Below are 19752 nucleotides of genomic sequence, written 5' to 3' on the forward strand. Positions count from 1 at the left end.
CGGCGATGCTATCACGCTCGGCTTCGAGTTCGGCGACGTGGTGGTCGGCGGCGTCCTTGGCGGCTGCAGTCTCGGCAAGCGTTGCGGCGATGCGATCACGCTCGCCTTCGAGTTCGGCGGTGCGATGATCGGCAGCGTCCTTGGCTGCTGTGGTCCCGGCGAGGGTCGCGGCGATGCTGTCGCAGTCCGCGCTGAGCGCCTCATTCGCCTTTTCGACAAGCGACCGCGAGGCCAAGGCCTCGGTTAGCGCAGCGGCAAGGCTGTCACGTTCTGCCGCAACGCTGCTCAGCGTGGCCTCGGCATCGGTGCGCGCCTGCGCCGCTTCCACAAGTGACGCAGCGAGCCGCTCGTGCTCGGCAGTCGCTGTCGCGATAGCCTCTTCGGTCGCAATCCTCGCGGCGTCGGCTTCCGCGAGCCTTGCGGCGATCCGATCGCGGTCCTCGGTGATGGTAATTGTGGTTTCGTCGGCCGCGGCCTTGGCGGCGGCCATGGACGCAAGGGACGTGGCAAGGCGATCGCGCTCCGCGCCGAGCGCGTTCATCGCTGCGTCCGCGGCATCCCGGGCAACGGTCATCTCGTCGAGCGCCGCGGCCATTCGATCGCGTTCCGCCTCGAACGCAGCCGCGGCGTCTTGCGCCACGGTTCGCGCTGCCGCAGTCTCGGCATGGGCGGCCGCGATTGCATCGCGTTCGGCCGTCACCGTCGCCAATGCCGTGTCGGCCGTGATGCGGGCCGCCTCGATATTTTCTAGTGTGGCAACGGCATCGTCGCGCTCGCCGCCAACCGCGGCGACCTGGGACTCGATCGCGGCCTGGGCGCGCACATGCTCGTCGTTCTTGTGCTGCAGCTCTGTCGTCAGGCCGTCATACCAAGTCGTTGCGCTGCGCGTCAGCCTGTCATGGAGTTCCCACTGTGCGAGCGTCTCGTCTTTCAGTTTGAACGCGAAAGCGGCCGCTTCCTCGCTCGCGCAAGTCGATGCGATAATCTTGACGAATTGCTCGATCGTATCGATGAATTGCTTGCGGTCGCGGACCAGCACGATCGAGGTGTCGAAGTTCGATTTCGCATCGGACAGATCGACGGGCGCGAAGACGAGGCTGGACAATTGGGCTTCGACCGAGCGTCGCAACTCGGGATCGGTCGTCAGCGCGCTGGTATCGATCACCACATCGGCGGACTCGATTGACTGAGCATAAAGATAGATATGCATCAGGATAAACAGAAGGAACGTCTGCTCGTCCTTGGGTGACGAGACGCGATTCGATAGGGCTTCGTTGAGCCCATTCAGAAACCTATCGTTGTAGAATGACGCCGCTGTGTGATCGATCGTGTCAAAGAAAAAGCGATTGCCCCGCAAGAACTGTCCGGAGTAAGATGACCACTGTTCGAATATATTGCGATGTAGCAAGACATTCTGTACCGGCATGAAACGTTTGATTGCCGCCATCCGCCCGATGCTGCGCGTGCAGCTCAGGAGTGGGACCTTCCGACTTCGATACGCGTGCTCAACAAGGATGTTGAGATACGATTGCTCTTCGAGTGACAGCTCCCCGTCCATCCCGCCCTGAGGGATGAAGCGTTCGAGCGCCATGCTGGCGTCGAAGCCAATTACGCCACCGCCTTTCTTTAAAAGGGGGAGGTATTCAAGAAAATACGGAGCCTGCGCTGGATGGCGCGAATCCCACGTCGAGTATGTCGTACTAATTATCGATTTTTCGCTAATATCCGAAAGTATGTCATTAAATATTTCGTAATAAGCAAGTACATTTGGTAGCTTCCTGATGCTGGTCCAAAGCCATGTGCTTGACGTGCGAAAGCTCGAGTGCAGAAAAACTGGCAGCGGATGAGAATCGCCACCTTCCAAATTGGTCAGATCATACGATTTGGCGCGGACAAGCTCCCGACCATCCGTAGGACGAATATTGCCTGAATCGCTGCGGCGGCGCTTGTTTGGTCGCGCACCGTCTGCGGGACCTTGTTTCGGCTTCGAAACCAATTACAATGACCTTCCCAAGCGCGGCTACGACGTGTCCTCATACACCTGATAATCCACGGAACTGAACCCATAATCGTGGCGCTTGCACGACGAGACGGGCGAGGTCGCGTTTGCTACGCCCTTGTTGCACCCGGAAGTGCGCCCCGGGCGACGAGCGGTCGCCACCAATCCTCATGCGCGAGATACCAAGTGAGCGTCGCGGCAAACCCGCCGGTAAAATCGCGCCCTGGGCCGTATCCAAGCGCGTCGCGGATCTTGCTTTCGTTGATCGCATAGCGACGATCGTGTCCCTTCCGATCCTCGACAAAGGTCTTCAGTTCGGCGGTAGGACGCCCTTGCGCGGCCGGCGCGCGGGGAAATCGCCTTGCGAGCGTCGGATCGCGTGCAAACGCCAGGTCGACCCCGTGGCAGATCGCGTCAATCACTGCATGGTTGGGCAATTCCTGGCCACCGCCGATATTATACGTTTCGCCGACCCGCCCGCCGCGCAGCACCAGTTCGATCCCGTGGCAATGATCCGCGACGTGCAGCCAGTCGCGGACGTTCATCCCGTCGCCATAGATCGGCAGCGGCTGACCCGACAGCGCGTTGAGGATAAACAGCGGAATCAGCTTTTCGGGGAATTGGAACGGCCCGTAATTGTTCGAGCAATTGCTCGTCGTCGTCTCAAGCCCATAGGTATGATGATAGGCGCGGACGAGGTGGTCCGAGCCAGCCTTCGACGCCGAATAAGGCGAATTCGGCGCATACGCGGTGGTCTCGCCAAAGGCCGCGTCTTCCGGCCCCAGCGAGCCGTAGACCTCATCGGTCGAGACGTGGTGGAAGCGATGCGGCACGCCGCTACCGCGATCGAGCCAGGCAGCCTTCGCCGCCTTGAGCAGGCTGTGCGTGCCGACGATGTTGGTGGTGATGAATGCATCGGGGCCGGTGATCGACCGGTCGACATGCGTCTCCGCGGCGAAATGCACGATCGTGTCGATGCGGCGATCGGCGATCGTCCGCGCCACCAGATCGGTATCGCAGATATCCCCGACGATCAGCTCGACGCCGGCAAGCCCGTCGAGATTGGCGCGATTGCCGGCATAGGTCAGCAAGTCGAGCACGACGATCGCATCGTCGGGGGCCGTCGTGCGCCAATGATGGACGAAATTAGCGCCGATAAAGCCGGCGCCGCCGGTGACCATCAGATTAGCCATTGCGCGCGGTCCCCAAAGGATGGGTGTGGCGGCGCGGGCACGCCATCGTCGGCATGGTCATTGCTGCACCATCGAAAGCGCCGCCCGGCCATCGAGCAGGCCGAGGAGATACTCGCCATAGCCGCTCTTGCGCAGCGGCGCTGCGAGGCGTTCGAGTTGCGCGTCGTCGATAAAGCCCTGCCGCCACGCAATCTCTTCGGGGCAGCAGATCTTGAGCCCCTGGCGCTCCTCGATGATCCGCACATAAAGCGCCGCATCGAGCAGCGAGGCGTGCGTGCCCGTGTCGAGCCAGGCGAAACCGCGGCCCAATATCTCGACCGAAAGCTGCCCCTGGTCGAGATACAGCCGGTTGAGGTCGGTGATTTCGAGTTCGCCGCGCCCGGAGGGTTTGAGCCCGCGCGCCAGTTCGACGGCGCGGCCGTCATAGAAATAGAGCCCGGTCACGGCATAATGCGATTTCGGGGCGGTCGGCTTTTCCTCGATCGTCTCGGCCTTGCCCGAGGCGTCGAGCGACACCACGCCGTAGGCCGAGGCGTCCTTCACGTAATAGCCGAACACCGTCGCGCCCTCGGTCGTTGCGGAGGCGCGCGAGAGCGTGTCGATCAGGCCGTGGCCGTAGAAGATATTATCTCCGAGGATCAGCGCGGAAGGTCGGTCCGCGACAAAATCGGCCGCGATGTGATAGGCCTGCGCGAGCCCCGCGGGTTCGGCTTGCACCGCATAGTCGAGCCGGATGCCGAGCGCGCTGCCATCGCCGAGCAGCGCCTTGAACGCCGGTTGGTCGTGTGGCGTGGTGATCACCATGATCTCGCGGATCCCCGCCAGCAGAAGCGTCGACAGCGAATAATAGATCATCGGCTTGTCGTAGATGGCCATCAACTGTTTCGAGACGCCCTTGGTGAGCGGATAGAGTCGCGTGCCCGATCCGCCGGCAAGGATGATCCCCCTGCGGGGAGTAGTGTTTGTCCGGGGATTGCTGTTCACGACCACATCTTCCGCATCCGGCAGTCTTGCCCACCGCTGTCGGGCTTAAGGCCAGCACCTTAAGACAGTGCAAACCGGAGCGCAGATCATTTTATCGGGGCTGACGCCGTTGTGGCCCCGTCGGCTCGGGCAACAATTGGCTTGCCAAGGATGCGCACGCTGCGCAAAGGCCTCGGGCATTGTGTCCATCGGCCCTTCAGGCCCTAGTTTTCAGAGACCCGGCGTATGAAAAAACTGGTTGCCTTCGACCTCGACGGAACGCTGGCCGAGAGCAAGCAGCCGCTGCAAGAGCCGATGCAGCAAGCGCTGACCGATCTGCTCGGCGTGGCGCATGTCGCGGTGATCTCGGGCGGCGACTGGCCGCAATTCGAAAAGCAGGTCGCCTCGCGCCTGCCCGAGGGCGCCGATCGCAGCAAATTGTGGCTGATGCCGACCACCGGCACCAAGCTCTACACCTTCAAGGACGGCGCCTGGTCGGCGGTCTTCGCCGAGCTGTTCGACGATGCGACCAAGGCCAAGATCCTCACCGAATTCGACGCTGCGCTGGTCGCGACGGGCTTCGTTCCCGAGCAGACCTGGGGCGAGCGGATCGAGGATCGCGGCAGCCAGATCACCTTCTCGGCGCTCGGCCAGCAGGCGCCGCTCGATGCCAAGGAGCATTGGGACCCCGATTTCGCCAAGCGCAAGATCATCCAGGCCGATCTGCGCAAGCGTCTGCCGGGGCTGTCGATCAACATGGGCGGCGCGACCTCGATCGACATCACCCGCGAAGGCGTCGACAAGGCGTACGGCCTCAAGAAGCTGCGCGACGCGAGCGGCATCGCGCTCGACGAGATGATGTTCATCGGCGATGCGATCTTCCCGGGCGGCAACGATTATCCGGCGAAGGAACTCGGGCTCGACACCGTCCGCGTTCGCGATCCGAAGGAAACCGTCGCGGTGATCGAGGGTATCGTCGCCTGCCTTAAATAAGCGGTGCGGCCGCTGGCGGTCAGCCGCCGGCGGCGTACGGCGTCGCGTCTCGTGCGATCGCGTGACCGATCGCCGTAATCGTTGCGGCGAGCGCGACGATTACACCGCCGCGGGCGGCCTGAGGCAGTCGAGCACGGCGTGATGCAGATCGGCGGGCGTCAGGTCGACCCGGCCGTTGCCCGCAATCGTGTTCCCCGTCCCGTCGAAGCGCAGCATGACATAGGGCGTGTGCCGCGCACCGCCGGGTTCGAGAATGCCGGGAATGCTCGGCCGATGATCGCCGAAGAACACGAGCAGCGCCGGGCGGTCGTCGGCGGCGAGGCGAGTGCACAGCGCGGTCAGCATCGCATCGCTGCTGCGCAGATGCCGCAGATAGGCGTCGAGCCCGATTGCCGCGCCGGGCTCGCGATGCTTGTCCCACGGGCCGTGGTTTTCCATCGTCACCGCATAGATCAGCGCCGTTTCGGGCGATTGGTCGACGAGCGCGGCGAGCGCGTCGCCCAGTGTCCGGTCATCGACATACCGCCCGCCGCCTTCCAGCGTGGGCGCAAAGCCCTCCGCGCCGATCAACCTGTCGAACCCGACCGCCGGCATCAGGCGGTTGCGGCCATAGAAGCGCAGATCGTGCGGATGGACGAAGGTCGTGCGATAGCCGATCGCGCCGAGCTGCGCCGACAGCGCATAGCTCGCCTCGCCGTGCGCGCTGAGAAACGGATCGTAGCGCCGGAAACCGAGCGCTGCTTCGCTGCGGCCGAACAGCACGCCATATTCGGTGCGCATCGTATAGGCGCCAAAGCCGCTCACCTCGAGCTCGCCATATTGCCAGGCGGCCGCGCGGGCGCGGTCGAGCCCGGGCAGCGCGCGCGCCGGGTCGCCCGTCAACGCGACCGGATCGGCAAACGATTCGCACTGCACGATGACGATCACCTGCGGCGCGGCGATCCCGGCCGCGGCATGCGGCGCGGGCAAAGCCGGTTGCGGCGGCGGGTCGGCGGTTTCGCGCCAGCGGAGCCAATACAGCGCCGCGGTCGCGATCAGCCCGAACCGCGCGAGATCCGCCTCGAGCCCAGGCCGCAGCGCCTCCGCCGCGAACCACCGTCCGCGCAGCAGCACACCCATCGCGCCACCCGCGCCAATCATCACCGCCAAGCCGACCGCGTGCGCGAGCGGCGCAGGCTCGAACAGCGCCATCAGTGTGAGCACGGCGAGGAGCAGCGCGATCGCCCCGAGCCAGCGCTGCCGCTGCGGGATCGCGGTGAAATAGAATCGCGGGTGACGCACGACGGCGACGAGCAAGGCGAGGTCGGAGAATACCAGCGGCTCGCCGAGCATCGTGAATTTCGCGTTGGAGGCGACGACGAACAACGCCAGCAGGGCGATCGCCAGCAGTGCAGCGACCGGCGCATTGCCCGAGAGGGCGAGGCCGAAGCCGAACAAAGCGGTCATCGCCAGGGCATGCATCGCCAATCCGCGCGCCGCGCGAAAGCGTATCGCGCGCGGCCTCACACTAGCGTCAAGCAGGATCGACGCGATCAGCATAGCAATAAAGACGATCACATCATCCGCCACAAATGCGCGCTTCGAACGGGCGCGTCGTCTGCCTCGACCGAACCTTGCCTGCGCACTTGCTGCAAGGAGAAGCGGCTGCGCTATAGCGTCCGTGGACAAGGCTGTCACGATCGCGCGCGCGCGCTGGCCTCCTTGGAAAGTTCTGCAACGCTCTGTATGAGCGCGTTTTGGTACGATGGCGTATGGGGCACAGCCATTGCCGGGTGAAGACAAGGAAGACCAGATGCCCGAACACTCTACCGGCGCGCCGGTCCTGATGCCGCAGGTCGCGGCGCCGGGCGTGCCGGCCGCGCTCGAGCGGCGCAACATCCTGTTGCTGCAGGGGCTGATGGGGCCGCTCTTTCGCAAGGTCGGGCAAGCGCTGCGGCGCGACGGGTACGGCGTCTACAAGGTCAATTTCAACGGCGGCGACCGGCTGTTCTGGCGCTTGCCGAACGGGATCGACTATCGCGGCACCCCGGCGGAATGGCCGGGGGCGCTCGAGCGGATCATCGCCGATCGCGGCATTACCGACGTCGTGCTGTTCGGCGACTGCCGCCCGCTGCACATCGCCGCGATCGCGCTGTGCCGCGATCTTCACATCCCGGTCCATGTTTTCGAAGAAGGCTATATCCGGCCCGATTGGGTGACGCTCGAACTCGGCGGGGTGAATGGCCATTCGACGCTGCCGCGCGATGCTGCCTGGTATCGCGCCGAGGCCGCGACGCTGCCGCCGGTACCGCCACAGCATCCCTTCCCCTCGTCGTTTCGCCGCCGCGCGGTGGAGGGCATTCTCTACAATCTTGCCGACGTGCTGACGCGCTGGCATTATCCGTTCTGGGAAAACCACCGCCCGTTCCATCCGGTGGTCGAGGGCATCGGATGGGCCCGTCGATTGATGCGCCGCAAGGAAGCGCGCGAACGCGCCGATGCGGTCCTTGCCCGGCTCGCGATGACGACCGAACCCTATATGGTGTTTCCGCTCCAGCTAGATTCGGATGCGCAGATCCGCTTCCATTCGTCGTTCGCGGGTGTCGCCGATGCGTTGCTGATGGTGATCACGTCGTTCGCCAGCCATGCGCCGAAGGATATGCGGCTGGTGGTGAAGGAGCATCCGCTCGACAATGGCGTGCGCGACTGGCGCGACGAGGCGATGATGCTGGCCGCGTTGCACGGCGTGGCGGACCGGATCGATTATCTCGAGATGGGCGACATCGTTCCCGTAACGCAGCGCTCGAAGGGAATGGTGACGATCAACAGCACCAGCGGCACGCTGGCGATCGCGCTCGATATTCCAGTGATCGCGCTGGGCCAGGCGGTTTACGACATCGAGGGCGTTACCTATCAGGGGCGGCTCGACGATTTCTGGCGCGATCCGGGCAAGCCCGATGCCGAAACCTTCGCGGCATTCCGGCGCGTGCTGATCGACCGCTGTCTGGTGGCCGGCGGATTCTTCTCGGACGAGGCGCTCGACAAGGTGATCGAGGGGGTCGTGGCGAGGCTCGAGGCGGCAAGTCCGTTGAAGGTTGCAATTCCACAGGTACGCAACCCGACCGTGCCAGCGACGGCCGTCTGGCAACCTCCCGAGATCGGCGATCAGCATCATCCGCGATAGCACTCGTTTGGCGGTCGTCGCCTAGGTGCTGCAACGCAGCAATCGCCGTTCTGAAAACCGCACTTAAGACTGTACCGGGAAAAAAAGCCTGCTAATGGCCGAGCGGCAGTTTTAGAGCGCGTGGCCTAAGGCGGGTAAGGGCGCGCGCGTTAAAATTGTTTGGGGGCATCGCGTCTGAGCGTTTGTCGGCGCAATGAAAGATTGAGAGGCGATTTATGAAAACCGTTGTCATAACAGGTATTTCGGGCCAAGATGGCGCGTATCTTGCACAAATGCTTCTGGCGAAGAATTATCGCGTCTATGGCACGTATCGCCGGACCAGTTCGGTCAACTTCTGGCGTATCGAAGAGCTTGGGATCCTCAATGATCCGAACCTTCATTTGGTCGAGCACGACCTTACCGATCTTTCCTCCTCGATCCGCCTGCTGCAGACATCCGAGGCGACCGAAGTCTATAACCTTGCAGCGCAGAGCTTCGTCGGCGTGTCGTTCGACCAGCCCGCGACGACCGCGGAGATTACCGGCATCGGCGCGCTCAACATGCTCGAAGCGATCCGCTGCGTGAACCCCAAGATCCGCTTCTACCAGGCGAGCACGTCCGAAATGTTCGGCAAGGTTCAGGCCGTGCCGCAAAAGGAAGACACGCCGTTCTGGCCGCGCAGCCCGTATGGCGTCGCGAAGCTCTACGCGCACTGGATCACGATCAACTACCGCGAGAGCTACGGCATCTTCGGCAGCAGCGGCATCCTGTTCAACCACGAGAGCCCGCTGCGCGGCCGCGAGTTCGTCACGCGCAAGATCACCGACACCGTCGCCAAAATCAAGCTCGGCAAGGCCGAAGTGCTCGAGCTCGGCAACATGGACGCCAAGCGCGACTGGGGTTTCGCCAAGGAATATGTCGAAGGCATGTACGCGATGCTGCAGGCCGACGAGCCCGATACGTTCGTGCTCGCGACCAACCGCACCGAGACCGTCCGCGATTTCGTGCGGATGGCGTTCAAGGCCGCCGATATCGATCTCGAGTTCCGTGGCGCCGACGACCATGAGACGGCCGTCGACGTCGCGACCGGCAAGGAAGTGGTTCGCGTCAATCCGAAATTCCATCGCCCGGCCGAGGTCGATCTGCTGATCGGCGACGCCAGCAAGGCCGAACGCGTGCTCGGCTGGAAGCCCAAGACGACGCTCGAAGAGCTCTGCCGTCTGATGGTCGATGCCGATCTGCGGCGCAATCAGTACGGCATGTCCTTCTGATGATCCGGATTCCGGTGCGTGCCGCCGTCGCGATGGGGCGACCGCGGCGGTCAGTGGCGAACGGACGTGGTCGCGCAGGGCTGCGGCCATGACGACGACGCTCGTTACCGGAATCAACGGCTTCACGGGCTATTACATGGCGCAGCGGCTTCGCGACGCTGGCCATGCGGTTCATGGCCTGGTGCGCGATGCCGATCAGGCAGATAGCGATGCCGCCACCGTGCTGCATACCTGCGATCTGCTCGACCAGGAGCGGATGTCGGCGATCATCGCCGACATCCGCCCGGACTATGTAGTTCATCTGGCGGGCATCGCCTTCGTAGCGCATGGCGATCTCGCCGAGATGTACCGCACCAACGTGCTCGGCACGCGCGCCTTGCTCGAGGCGAGCGCCACCGCTGCGACGCCGCCGCGCGCGGTGCTCGTCGCCAGCAGCGCCAACGTCTATGGCAATGCCAGCGAAGGCACGCTGACCGAAGACGCGCCGGTCCGTCCGGCCAATGACTATGCGATCACCAAGGTGGCGGTCGAGCATCTCGCGGCGATCTATGCCGCGCGCTTGCCTGTGATCGTGGGGCGTCCGTTCAATTACACGGGGGTTGGGCAGAGCGATGCTTTTCTCATCCCGAAGATCGTCAGCTACATCAAGCGCAAGGCTCCGGTCATCGAGCTCGGCAACCTCGATGTCGCACGCGATTTCTCCGACGTTCGCGCGGTGGCCGATGCCTATCTGCGGCTGATCGAGACGCCCGCCGCCGTCGGCGAGACGTTCAACGTCTGCTCCGGAGCAGCGCTGTCGCTGCGCGAAGTGATCGCACGGGCGTGCCGCATTGCCGGGCATGAAATCGAAGTCCGGGTAAACCCTGCGTTCGTCCGCGCGAACGAGGTGAAGCTGTTGCAAGGGTCGCGTGAAAAGCTCGAACGCGTCATCGGTCGGCTGGATATGCCTGCGCTCGAAGACACTCTGCAATGGATGATCGAGTCATAGGTATGCGGGTCGGGATTACGGTCGATTCGCTATCCCCGATTCTCACGGGTATCGGTCGTTACACGTGGGAATTGTGCCAAGGTCTGGCCCGTCACGGTGCGATCGAGGAGATCGGCTATTTTCTCGTCGATCACTGGCATTCCGATCCCGCGACTCTCCTGACCGGGCGTGCGGCGCGGCGATCGCGTTTACCCAGAGCGATTCGGCGCTGGCGGACGCAGACTGGGATGGATCGTCGCTTGATCCACGGCACGAATTATTTCCTGCCGCGGCAAGCCGAAACTGGGATCGTGACGGTTCATGATCTGTCGATCTATCTGCATCCCGAAACGCATCCGATCGAGCGGATCCGCGATTTCGAAAAGCAGTTCGCGAGTTCGCTCGATCGTGCAGAGCACGTGATCACTGACTCCGAGGCCACTCGGCGAGACCTGATCGCGAATCTTTCCTATCCCGCAGATAAGGTGACCACGGTGCACCTGGGCGTCTCGGCTCGCTTCCGGCCTGAGGAGCCCGCGGTGCTAGACGCGCGCTTGCAACGGCTTTTTGGTCGTTCTCTCGACGATTATATCCTCTCCGTTGCGACCTTCGAGCCGCGCAAACGGATCGAGGCGGCGATTGTCGCGCATGGCCGCTTCTGCGATCGGACGGGGCGGGACGTTCCCTTGGTTCTCGTCGGGGCCAAGGGTTGGAGCAATGCCGGCCTGCACGCACTGATCGAGGATGAGCAGCGCAAGGGGCGGTTAATTATGCTCGGCTTCGTCCCCGAAGAAGACCTGCCTGTGCTGTATGCTGGCGCACGGCTCTTCCTGTACCCGTCGGTTTACGAGGGCTTCGGGCTCCCGCCGATCGAGGCGATGGCCTGCGGCGTTCCCACGATCGTGTCCAATCGGTCGTGCCTCCCCGAGGTTACGCGCGGTGCGGCGATGATGATCGATCCCGACAATATCGAGGCCCTCAGCCTGGCGATCGAACGGGGTTTGGATGATGACATTTGGCGCAAGGACGCTATACGAGCCGGCTTACGCGTCGCGGCCCACTATAGCTGGAGCCGATGTATTGAGAAAACGGTCGATATCTACCGTGCATGCAGCGACAGGGGCGGTTAAAGGAACGTGATGACGACTTCTCGGCTGGGCCAGTTTACCGGTATGTTCGGCAGAGCAGTAACGGCATGTGCTGTTGCGCTCCCTTTGTCGGCCTGTGCAATCATGTCGGCGGCGGGGCCGTCGTCGCGTGCGGTGAACCGCGCTGACGGCGCGGTGATGACCAACAATGCGTCGATTAAGATCATCGACGTCTCGGACGCCGTTGCGCGCCGTGTGATCGCGAGCCAGCACGACCGCCTCTTTTCGGAAGCGCTGGGTGATGGCTATGCCGCAGGCTCGATCATCGGACGCGGCGACGTGCTCGACATTGCGATCTGGGAAGCGCCTCCGGCTGCCCTGTTTGGCGCCGCTGGCGGCGACGCACGCCTAGTTTCGTCAAGTTCGACGGCGCGCGGAACGACGCTCCCGGAGCAAATGGTCAGCAGCGAAGGCCGTATCAACATTCCCTTTGTCGGATCTGTCGTTGCCGCCGGGCGGACCGCGTCGCAGATCGAACGCGAGATCGCCAACCGGCTCTCTGGCAAGGCGCATTTGCCGCAAGTCGTCGTCCGCATGGTGCGTAACGCCAGCTCGAATGTCACCGTCGTCGGCGATGTCACCTCGAGCGCGCGTGTTCCGGTTACCGCGAAAGGCGAGCGGCTGCTCGACGTTCTGGCTGCCGTCGGGGGCGTGCGCCAGCCGATCGGCAAGATGACGATTCAGATCACCCGGGGCCAGCAGATCGCGTCGATGCCGCTTGGTTCGGTCATCCGCGACCCGCGCCAGAATATTCGCTTACAGCCCGATGATGTCGTCACCGCGTTGTTCCAACCGTTCAGTTTCACGGCGCTGGGCGCGACCGGACGAAACGAAGAACTGGCGTTCGAGGGGACGGGAGTCACGCTCGTTCAGGCGCTGGGCCGCGTTGCTGGAATTCAGGACCAGCGCGCCGACGTCAAGGGCGTGTTCCTCTTCCGGTTCGAGGATCCGGCGGCTCTTGACCCCGCTATGCGGGAAGGTGCCCAGTTGACGCCAGATGGCAAGGTGGCCGTGATTTATCGCGTCAATCTCAAGGATCCAGCCACCTTTTTCGTCGCTCAGAGCTTTCCGATTCACGACAAGGACGTGATCTACGTGTCGAATGCTCCTTTGGCGGATATCCAGAAGTTCGTCAGCGTCATTTCGTCAACGGTGTTTCCGATTGCAACGCTTTCCACCGCAGTCCCCTGATCTCGTTAGGGTCTTTCTTGGGTGCGGCTCGCTGCCAACTCTTAAAGAGGTGCACGCTGGGAGAATCGGCGAGGGCAAGCCGAGGCGCCAAAAGGGCTTTGCGGTTGCTAAATTGGCACTTCGTGCGCAATAGAATATAGAAATCCGATCGGATCGCGATCGATACGGAATGCTGAACAATATGCAAAATACGATGTTTGAACGGATTACAAAAATCGATCGGGTTTTGCTATTCAGCGTAGTAATTCCAACGATAATCGCCGTTGTCTACTTCTTTTTTGTTGCATCGGATGTTTATATTTCCGAGTCGCGGTTCGTCGTGCGCAGTCCGGATAAGCCTGCCTCTTCGGGTTTAGGTGTTCTGTTGAAGTCGACCGGCTTCTCCAATGGTGGCGACGAAATTTACGCGGCAGAAAGCTTTATCCAATCTCGCGATGCGCTCATCGCTCTCAACAAGGGCGATGCCTTTCGTAAGGCATATAGCGATCCGAATATCTCGTTTATGGATCGTTTCAATGGCAACGGGCTGAATGACAGCTTCGAGGCTCTCTATAGATTCTATAAGGGCAAGATCGCTGTCGAGCATGAAAGCGCGGCATCGATTACGACTCTGACAGTTCGTGCGTTTTCGCCGCAGGAAGCTTATCGTGTGAACGCGCAGCTTCTCCGCATGGCCGAGGCGACCGTCAATCATCTGAATGAGCGTGGCCGGCAGGATCTCATCCACTTTGCGTCGGTTGAGGTCGACGAAGCAAAAGATAAGGCTCGCGCCGCAGCGCTCGCGCTTTCGGCGTTTCGAAACCGCGAGGGCGTCGTCGATCCCGAAAAGCAAGCTACGGCGCAGTTGCAAATGGTATCGAAGCTTCAGGACGAGATCATTGCGGCACGTTCGGAGCTCCTTCAGCTTCGTTCCTACACGCCCCAGAATCCGCAGATCGAAGTGCTCGCGACACGGTTGCAGGGTCTGGAGCGGGAGATGCAAAACCAGGTCTCGATGGTGGCGGGCGGCCGAAAATCACTCTCGTCCACGGCTGCACAGTACCAGCGGCTCGCGCTCGAGAGTCAGTTCTCGGACAAGCAACTTGCGTCGGCCATGTCGTCGCTACAGGATGCGTCCAACGAGGCGCGGCGCAAGCAGGCCTATCTGGAGCGCATCGTCGAGCCCAGCAAGCCGGACGAAGCGCTCGAGCCGCGTCGCGTTCGCGGAGTCCTTTCTACGCTGCTGCTTGGCCTTGTCGCATGGGGAATCGTGACCATGCTGCTCGCCGGCGTCCAAGAGCATAAGAATTAAGACGTTGGCTATGAGTACCTCCTTGAGATCGTTGTCATCGTCTTTCGCGATACAGCGACGGGTCGTGTGGGCGTTGCTCCTTCGCGAAATGCTTACCCGGTACGGTCGACACAACATCGGCTTCTTGTGGCTGTTCGTCGAACCGATGCTCTTCACTCTCGGGGTCACGGCATTGTGGACGCTGACGAAGTCGGTCCACGGGGTTGGCCTGCCGATCATCGCTTTCGCGTTGACGGGGTATTCGAGCGTATTGCTCTGGCGCAACATGCCGGCGCGTTCGATCGGCGCGATCAAGCCTAATCTCTCGCTGATGTATCATCGTCAAGTGAAAGTCCTCGACGTCCTTTTTGCGCGGCTACTGCTCGAAGCGGCAGGGGCCACGATTTCCTTCGTGGTCTTGTCGGTCATCTTTTTGTCGGTCGGCTGGCTTACGCCGCCTGAAGACGTGCTGCAGGTGATTGGCGGCTGGTTGGTGCTGGCGTGGTTCGGTATGTCGAGCGCCTTGCTCCTGACCGCGTGGTCCGAGCAATCGGAACTTGTCGAGAAGCTTTGGCATCCCGCGTCCTACCTCCTGTTTCCGTTGTCCGGGGCGGCATTCCTGGTCGACATCCTTCCGGTTGAAGCTCAGAAGATCGTTCTGTATTTGCCGATGGTGCATTGCACCGAGTTTATCCGCGACGGGTTTTTCGGAAGTAAGTTTCACGCACACTATAACATGCCGTATGCCATCATCGTCTGTGCGGTCTTCACCTTGCTTGCGCTTGCTCAGCTGCGCAAGGTCAGCCGAGAAGTGATCCCAGAATGATCGGGCTTACCAACGTCGACAAATTTTATCAGACGCGCCGCGGTCCGCGGCAAATTCTGAATTCGGTGAACTTGTCGATTGCGCCGGGCGAACGGCTCGGCATTCTCGGTCGGAACGGCGCGGGTAAATCGACACTGATCCGCATTATAAGTGGAGCGGAGCAGCCCTCTTCTGGCGTCGTGACCCGGCAAATGAGTGCCTCCTGGCCTCTTGCTTATACCGGGGCATTTCAATCGGCGCTGACGGGTATCGACAATATCCGATTCATTTGCCGCATATACGGCGTCGAGGCTGAGGAGCGTATCTCGTTCATCCAGCAATTTTCCGATCTCGGAGATTATCTCTACGAGCCGATCAACACCTATTCGGCAGGCATGCGTGCTCGACTGGCTTTTGCCGTATCTATGAGTATCGAGTTCGACTGTTTTTTGATCGATGAAGTCGTCTCCGTAGGCGACTCACGCTTCCATGAAAAATGTCGAGTTGAGCTTTTTGAAAAGCGAGCCGATCGGGCGCTCGTGATCGTCTCCCATGATGCCAATTACATTATGGAGCATTGTACTCGGGCCGCGGTTCTAGTCCAGGGCCAGCTCCATAATTTCGACAACACTCCGGAGGCTTTCGAGTTTTATACCCAATCGCTCGGGGCACGATAAGTTCGATCCGATTTCACTGAGAGGCATAATGCCACCACGATGATTGCGCACGGGACGCATCGAACATGTTTTGGCGGATAGTCCAGCTGCTTCTGCCGATCGTGTCGCCGTATTGGTTGGAGCGCTTGCGCGTCAAGCGCGCTCGGATCGCGGTGCCTTCCAGCGCTGTCGCGAGCGATGATCGTCCACGGCTATTGGTCGATGTCACGGTCATCGCGCGCAACGATGCTCATACTGGCATCCAGCGAGTCGTTCGATCGGTCCTACACTATATTATGGCTGATCCGCACGGCCGGACCGTGTCGCCGGTCCGCTACGAGCGCGGTGCCTTTCGCCATACTGCATGGCCCCCGGCGGATACTGCCGATAACGCGCTAATGGTGCCGCGGGGAGGCGATGTCTTTTTGGGGCTCGATCTGTCCTTCGACGCGATCCGTCGGCAAGCGAATTATTTTATCCGCCAGAGGCGCGCTGGGATCAAGTTCTGGTTCGTCGTCTACGATTTGTTACCGATACAGAGTCCGGAGTATTTTTCCTCAAAGGTCGCGGTTCGGTTCCGTTGGTGGTTGGCGGCAACCGCAAAGATCGCCGATGGGTACATCTGCATTTCGCCGCACGTCGCCGACGAGGTGGGGCGCTTGCTGGCGGATAGGTTCGGGCTCGATGGCGAGATCGCGGTGAAGGTCGTTCCGATGGGGATCGATCTGATGCCGCCGACCTTAAGCCATTCCGACAGGCAGGATCCGTCCTTCGGGATCGGCGATTTTGTCCTGGCCGTTGGAACTGTCGAACCCCGCAAGGGATATGACCTTCTGCTGGATGCGTTCGAACGCCTGTGGGACGAAGGTTCGCCTTTGACGTTTTTAATCGTTGGAAGTGCCGGCTGGAAGACGGAAGCGCTACAGCGCCGAATTCGGCGGGACAAGGAGTTTGGCAATCGCCTTCGCTGGTTGACGTCGGTGGACGACGAGGGACTTGCGCTGCTCTACGATCGCGCACGCGCGCTCGTGGCGGCGTCGCACGGGGAAGGGTTTGGTCTTCCGATATTGGAAGCCGTGGCGCGGTCTTGCCCGGTTTTGGCGCGCGACATACCAGCCTTTCGGGTCCATTCGGCGTTGGGCCTCCGCTTCTTTTCACGCACGGCAGACGGCAATGAAGTCGCCGAGGCGATCTCGCTGATCCCAAAAAAACGGGAGGCGTTCTCGCCCGGGGAATTCCCGACATGGCGTGACACCGCGGATGCCATGCAGCGCATACTTTCGCGGGATTGAGCCTTCGTACCGCCCGTGGCAGGGCGACGTCGCCGCCTCCGTTTCAGCTCGGGTGCGGGTGCCTGCCATTGTCCTGCTCCGCAGAGACCGCGCGGCTAAGACTCATGCGACCGCAAGTCGGACACTTGCCGGTGTTCGAGCGATGGCGTCGGTTGGCCTTGCCGGTCGCTTGGCTGGCCTCCGTCGATCGAATACGCTGCCGCTGAAGATTGCCGCGTTCCGGAAGTCGGGTCGTTTCCTTCGCGGTGGAAAAGCGCATGTACATTCTCAACTGGCCAGTTTGACCTAGCTACGCGTGCGATAAACTGGCTGTCTTGTTCATAACATGTAGGAATCGTGATGTATCGTCTATTTCCTCTATCTGTAATGATGATATCTGCGGCTAGCTCGGGCTGCTACGCCAAGCCAATCGATCCACAGAGTAACAATGGTGTTGAAGAGAGCGCGGACCCCGCCGGCGTTCGCGACTCGACAAAGGCATTTGCAGGAGCGTTAAAAAGATCACCGTCGATAAAGCTTCCGTGTGGTACGTATCGAATGAATCTAGAGCTCACGAATGCGAACAATATTTCATTCGAAGGGTCTGGTTCATGTACGATATTTAAGCCGGCAAACCCAACACTGCCCGTTATTTCTATTACTTCAACAAACTTCTCCGAGTTTAAAAGCTTCTCGATCATTGGGGATCTTCGTGGGAGCGCGAGCGGAATATTCGTAAAATCATCGGGAAATACAATGTTCTCGAAGATTATGGTGTCGGGCTTTAGGGGCGCTGGTGTTCAGTGTGTGGGTGGAACCGGATCGAGTGGTATTAAAGTCACCGAGAGTTACTTGTTGGATAACGTCGAGGCTGGTATATCATACGAAAATTGCCAGGACTTTTTCATACGCGAAAACAACATAGGAAAGAACAATGAATTTGGAATTCTGCTAAAAAATTCGAGTGCGGGACAGATAGTCAGTAACTATATATGGGAAAATGGCGTCGCTATTTCTGCGTCTGGGATATATTATGACTGGTTTTCAAAGAACCGGCTGACCCAAAGTAAACGGGAAGGATTCAAGTGCGAAGATTGCGCATACATAAATATCTCGGATAATCAAAGCTACCAGAATTCGACATCAGGAAAAGGCGTGTATGACGAATGGAAATTCAGATACTCACGTAACATGATATTTTCAAATAACATATTATATGACTGGACTGCGACTCCGCACGTGCGATATGGTATTTCGATCGATAAAACATCGTCGAAAATTATAGTAGACAATAATATATTCGAAAATCAATATATAGCGCCTTTTCTTGTGGATCAAAGTGCAGAAAAAATTACCATCAAAGACAACCAGTGACGGGAAAAGCTTTTGTCGTCATGTGCTGGGTGTCTTGATTGGCATGATGTGCTGCGACACAGGACCGCTATATCATATGTAGTGAAATAGTATGTCGCGTATTATCGGCCCGGCGCGCTAATAGTCAAAGGCGATCTCCCCTCGTTACAGTAAAGCGAAATCGATGTGCCGGCTCGTGTCTCGCAAGAGGCGTTATGGCGGCGGCGCCCGCGGGTTAGCGCCGCTCGCTCGTTAGGTTTCGAAATACAAGCGCTGCGCTAGGTGTCTCAAGTCGACGTTTCGGGCGTCGGCAGCGGGCGCGAGATGTGTTGTGAGCTTCGCCATCAATTTCGTGGACAGCGAGCCGGGGACGGCTTGTGCATCAGCGGATGTGGCTCTGATGGGATGACCCAACCTTTTGGAGGTCCGTATGAGCAGCGCTACATGAAATGCGGTTGAAACTCACGCACGATGTTCGCGCCGCGTGTGTGCGATTCGAGCGACGAGGAAATCTGGTTCGCGCAAACGGTGCCGTGGTAATTCGCAGGATCCCGCGGAGGCCGCTTTTCAAAGTGTCGAGCCGACTTCGACCTGGCGGCAGTCGTGTAATGCGTCGACGCTTTAGGGACTTGCGGCGACGATTATCTGGGCCGGGTGCGGTCGAGTCGTCGCCGTGAGGGCGGGATCCATTGCGACGTCTAGCTGATGTGGCCGGGCGGTCGGTCGGCGCGCGCCCGCGCTCAGGACGATCATTCGGGTCCGACGCGATGCCCGTGCTGCGACCCGCCAAGTCAACCCATTCAGTCGAGCGTTGCCCGCCGGCTGCCTTAGTCCAACAAGGTCGGCCGATAGGGGGCGAGCGAAGTGCTGAAGGTCAATCGAGGAGGCGATGCGGCGGCTCGACGCCTTGCAGGCGCGACGACTGTCTTTGCCCGACGAGCGGACCTTGCTCTTCGATCCCTCCTATACGCCCAATGCCGTCGAGCGCGTTTGGAGCAGCCATCGTCGTTTACCCTTTCTCTTAAGAGGCGTGTCGTGCACTTTGCCCGAGTTGGTGCCCACCGTTTCGTTTGCGACCTGGCCCGCGTCCTCGCCGTAAAGGGAAGTGGTGGCGTGATGCTGACGTAAGTGAGCGCACTCGGCCGACGGTCGCTCGCGCAATGCCAAATCGGGCACGCCCTCCACGACGGTTTCTAATGCGCCCTGATTGTGTTCCGCCGATATCGACGGAGAAAAAGCGATCCGAGTTGCGCTGGAGAGAGGAGTGTCGCCGGTCGCATGACCCAATCCGGGCCAAATCTCTTCGATGGGTGTGACGCAACGGACGCATTGAGCCTTGCCGAAAAAGATCATAATGGGTTAAGGGCATCGCACAGTATGTAGGATTATAAGCTTCGCTCCTTTAGAGTTCGGGGCATCACGATTATCGCGGAGGGTATCAACTCCGGCATTCCGACCGCGGTCTTCGGCAACGAAGGCAGGGGAGGCGCGGTGGGAAATGGTGTTCGGATTGAGGGGCGGCAGTCGGAG

Annotated in this window: 14 protein-coding genes and 1 pseudogene; 11 read left to right on the top strand and 4 right to left on the bottom strand. The window is 60.5% G+C overall.

The annotated features are described in order from the left end of the window. The 3 genes and pseudogenes from IE187_RS13235 to rfbA all read right to left on the bottom strand — a co-directional run. A pseudogene (locus IE187_RS13235) lies at nucleotides 1–1591 on the bottom strand (hypothetical protein); the annotation flags it as partial. A gap of 518 nt (nucleotides 1592–2109) precedes the next feature. Next, complete coding sequence (gene rfbB / locus IE187_RS13240) at nucleotides 2110–3192, bottom strand: dTDP-glucose 4,6-dehydratase (RefSeq protein WP_189676613.1); 1083 nt, start codon at nucleotides 3190–3192, stop codon at nucleotides 2110–2112. Between the two features lie 57 nt (nucleotides 3193–3249). Next, on the bottom strand, nucleotides 3250–4176 hold the full coding sequence (gene rfbA, locus IE187_RS13245; protein WP_189676614.1) for a glucose-1-phosphate thymidylyltransferase RfbA: 927 nt from the start codon (nucleotides 4174–4176) through the stop codon (nucleotides 3250–3252). Nucleotides 4177–4401: 225 nt separating this feature from the next. On the opposite strand from rfbA, the gene IE187_RS13250 reads away from it, so the two are divergent. Beyond that, complete coding sequence (locus IE187_RS13250) at nucleotides 4402–5148, top strand: HAD-IIB family hydrolase (RefSeq protein ID WP_189676615.1); 747 nt, start codon at nucleotides 4402–4404, stop codon at nucleotides 5146–5148. Between the two features lie 99 nt (nucleotides 5149–5247). Here the strand turns inward: IE187_RS13250 and IE187_RS13255 are convergent, their stop codons facing one another. Further along, on the bottom strand, nucleotides 5248–6609 hold the full coding sequence (locus tag IE187_RS13255) for an LTA synthase family protein (RefSeq protein WP_229839404.1): 1362 nt from the start codon (nucleotides 6607–6609) through the stop codon (nucleotides 5248–5250). Nucleotides 6610–6940: 331 nt separating this feature from the next. Between IE187_RS13255 and IE187_RS13260 the strand changes: the two genes are divergently transcribed. From IE187_RS13260 to IE187_RS13305, 10 genes are all read left to right on the top strand, one after another. Further along, nucleotides 6941–8311 (top strand): capsule polysaccharide biogenesis protein, encoded by a 1371-nt coding sequence (locus tag IE187_RS13260; RefSeq protein ID WP_229839395.1) that lies wholly within the window; start codon nucleotides 6941–6943, stop codon nucleotides 8309–8311. A 215-nt stretch (nucleotides 8312–8526) separates the two neighbouring features. Beyond that, nucleotides 8527–9561, top strand: coding sequence for a GDP-mannose 4,6-dehydratase (gene gmd / locus IE187_RS13265; protein ID WP_189676616.1), 1035 nt, complete (start codon nucleotides 8527–8529; stop codon nucleotides 9559–9561). A gap of 88 nt (nucleotides 9562–9649) precedes the next feature. Beyond that, entirely contained in the window at nucleotides 9650–10549 is a 900-nt protein-coding gene (locus tag IE187_RS13270) for an NAD-dependent epimerase/dehydratase family protein (RefSeq protein ID WP_189676617.1), read from the top strand. Nucleotides 10550–10551: 2 nt separating this feature from the next. Next, nucleotides 10552–11658 (top strand): glycosyltransferase family 4 protein, encoded by a 1107-nt coding sequence (locus IE187_RS13275; protein ID WP_189676618.1) that lies wholly within the window; start codon nucleotides 10552–10554, stop codon nucleotides 11656–11658. Between the two features lie 9 nt (nucleotides 11659–11667). Next, on the top strand, nucleotides 11668–12867 hold the full coding sequence (locus IE187_RS13280; protein WP_189676619.1) for a polysaccharide biosynthesis/export family protein: 1200 nt from the start codon (nucleotides 11668–11670) through the stop codon (nucleotides 12865–12867). A gap of 169 nt (nucleotides 12868–13036) precedes the next feature. Further along, nucleotides 13037–14158, top strand: coding sequence for a KpsE/RkpR family capsule polysaccharide export protein (locus IE187_RS13285; protein ID WP_229839396.1), 1122 nt, complete (start codon nucleotides 13037–13039; stop codon nucleotides 14156–14158). A gap of 10 nt (nucleotides 14159–14168) precedes the next feature. Further along, a complete protein-coding gene (locus IE187_RS13290) occupies nucleotides 14169–14963 on the top strand; it encodes an ABC transporter permease (protein WP_189676620.1) in 795 nt (264 codons plus the stop codon). Then, nucleotides 14960–15619, top strand: coding sequence for an ABC transporter ATP-binding protein (locus tag IE187_RS13295; protein ID WP_189676621.1), 660 nt, complete (start codon nucleotides 14960–14962; stop codon nucleotides 15617–15619). The genes IE187_RS13290 and IE187_RS13295 overlap by 4 nt, the downstream gene beginning before the upstream one ends. Before the next feature lie 65 nt (nucleotides 15620–15684). Further along, nucleotides 15685–16890 (top strand): glycosyltransferase, encoded by a 1206-nt coding sequence (locus tag IE187_RS13300; protein WP_189676622.1) that lies wholly within the window; start codon nucleotides 15685–15687, stop codon nucleotides 16888–16890. A 339-nt stretch (nucleotides 16891–17229) separates the two neighbouring features. Further along, on the top strand, nucleotides 17230–18243 hold the full coding sequence (locus IE187_RS13305; RefSeq protein ID WP_189676623.1) for a right-handed parallel beta-helix repeat-containing protein: 1014 nt from the start codon (nucleotides 17230–17232) through the stop codon (nucleotides 18241–18243). Nucleotides 18244–19752 lie beyond the last annotated feature (1509 nt).

It is taken from the genome of Sphingomonas glacialis (assembly GCF_014653575.1).
GTDB lineage: Bacteria > Pseudomonadota > Alphaproteobacteria > Sphingomonadales > Sphingomonadaceae > Sphingomonas > Sphingomonas glacialis.

Coding starts and splice junctions, on each gene's coding strand:
- rfbB (WP_189676613.1), bottom strand. CDS start 3,192: ATGGCTAATCTGATGGTCACCGGCGGCGCCGGCTTTATCGGCGCTAAT.
- IE187_RS13250 (WP_189676615.1), top strand. CDS start 4,402: ATGAAAAAACTGGTTGCCTTCGACCTCGACGGAACGCTGGCCGAGAGC.
- IE187_RS13255 (WP_229839404.1), bottom strand. CDS start 6,609: ATGCATGCCCTGGCGATGACCGCTTTGTTCGGCTTCGGCCTCGCCCTC.
- IE187_RS13260 (WP_229839395.1), top strand. CDS start 6,941: ATGCCCGAACACTCTACCGGCGCGCCGGTCCTGATGCCGCAGGTCGCG.
- gmd (WP_189676616.1), top strand. CDS start 8,527: ATGAAAACCGTTGTCATAACAGGTATTTCGGGCCAAGATGGCGCGTAT.
- IE187_RS13270 (WP_189676617.1), top strand. CDS start 9,650: ATGACGACGACGCTCGTTACCGGAATCAACGGCTTCACGGGCTATTAC.
- IE187_RS13275 (WP_189676618.1), top strand. CDS start 10,552: ATGCGGGTCGGGATTACGGTCGATTCGCTATCCCCGATTCTCACGGGT.
- IE187_RS13280 (WP_189676619.1), top strand. CDS start 11,668: ATGACGACTTCTCGGCTGGGCCAGTTTACCGGTATGTTCGGCAGAGCA.
- IE187_RS13285 (WP_229839396.1), top strand. CDS start 13,037: ATGCTGAACAATATGCAAAATACGATGTTTGAACGGATTACAAAAATC.
- IE187_RS13290 (WP_189676620.1), top strand. CDS start 14,169: ATGAGTACCTCCTTGAGATCGTTGTCATCGTCTTTCGCGATACAGCGA.
- IE187_RS13295 (WP_189676621.1), top strand. CDS start 14,960: ATGATCGGGCTTACCAACGTCGACAAATTTTATCAGACGCGCCGCGGT.
- IE187_RS13300 (WP_189676622.1), top strand. CDS start 15,685: ATGTTTTGGCGGATAGTCCAGCTGCTTCTGCCGATCGTGTCGCCGTAT.
- IE187_RS13305 (WP_189676623.1), top strand. CDS start 17,230: ATGTATCGTCTATTTCCTCTATCTGTAATGATGATATCTGCGGCTAGC.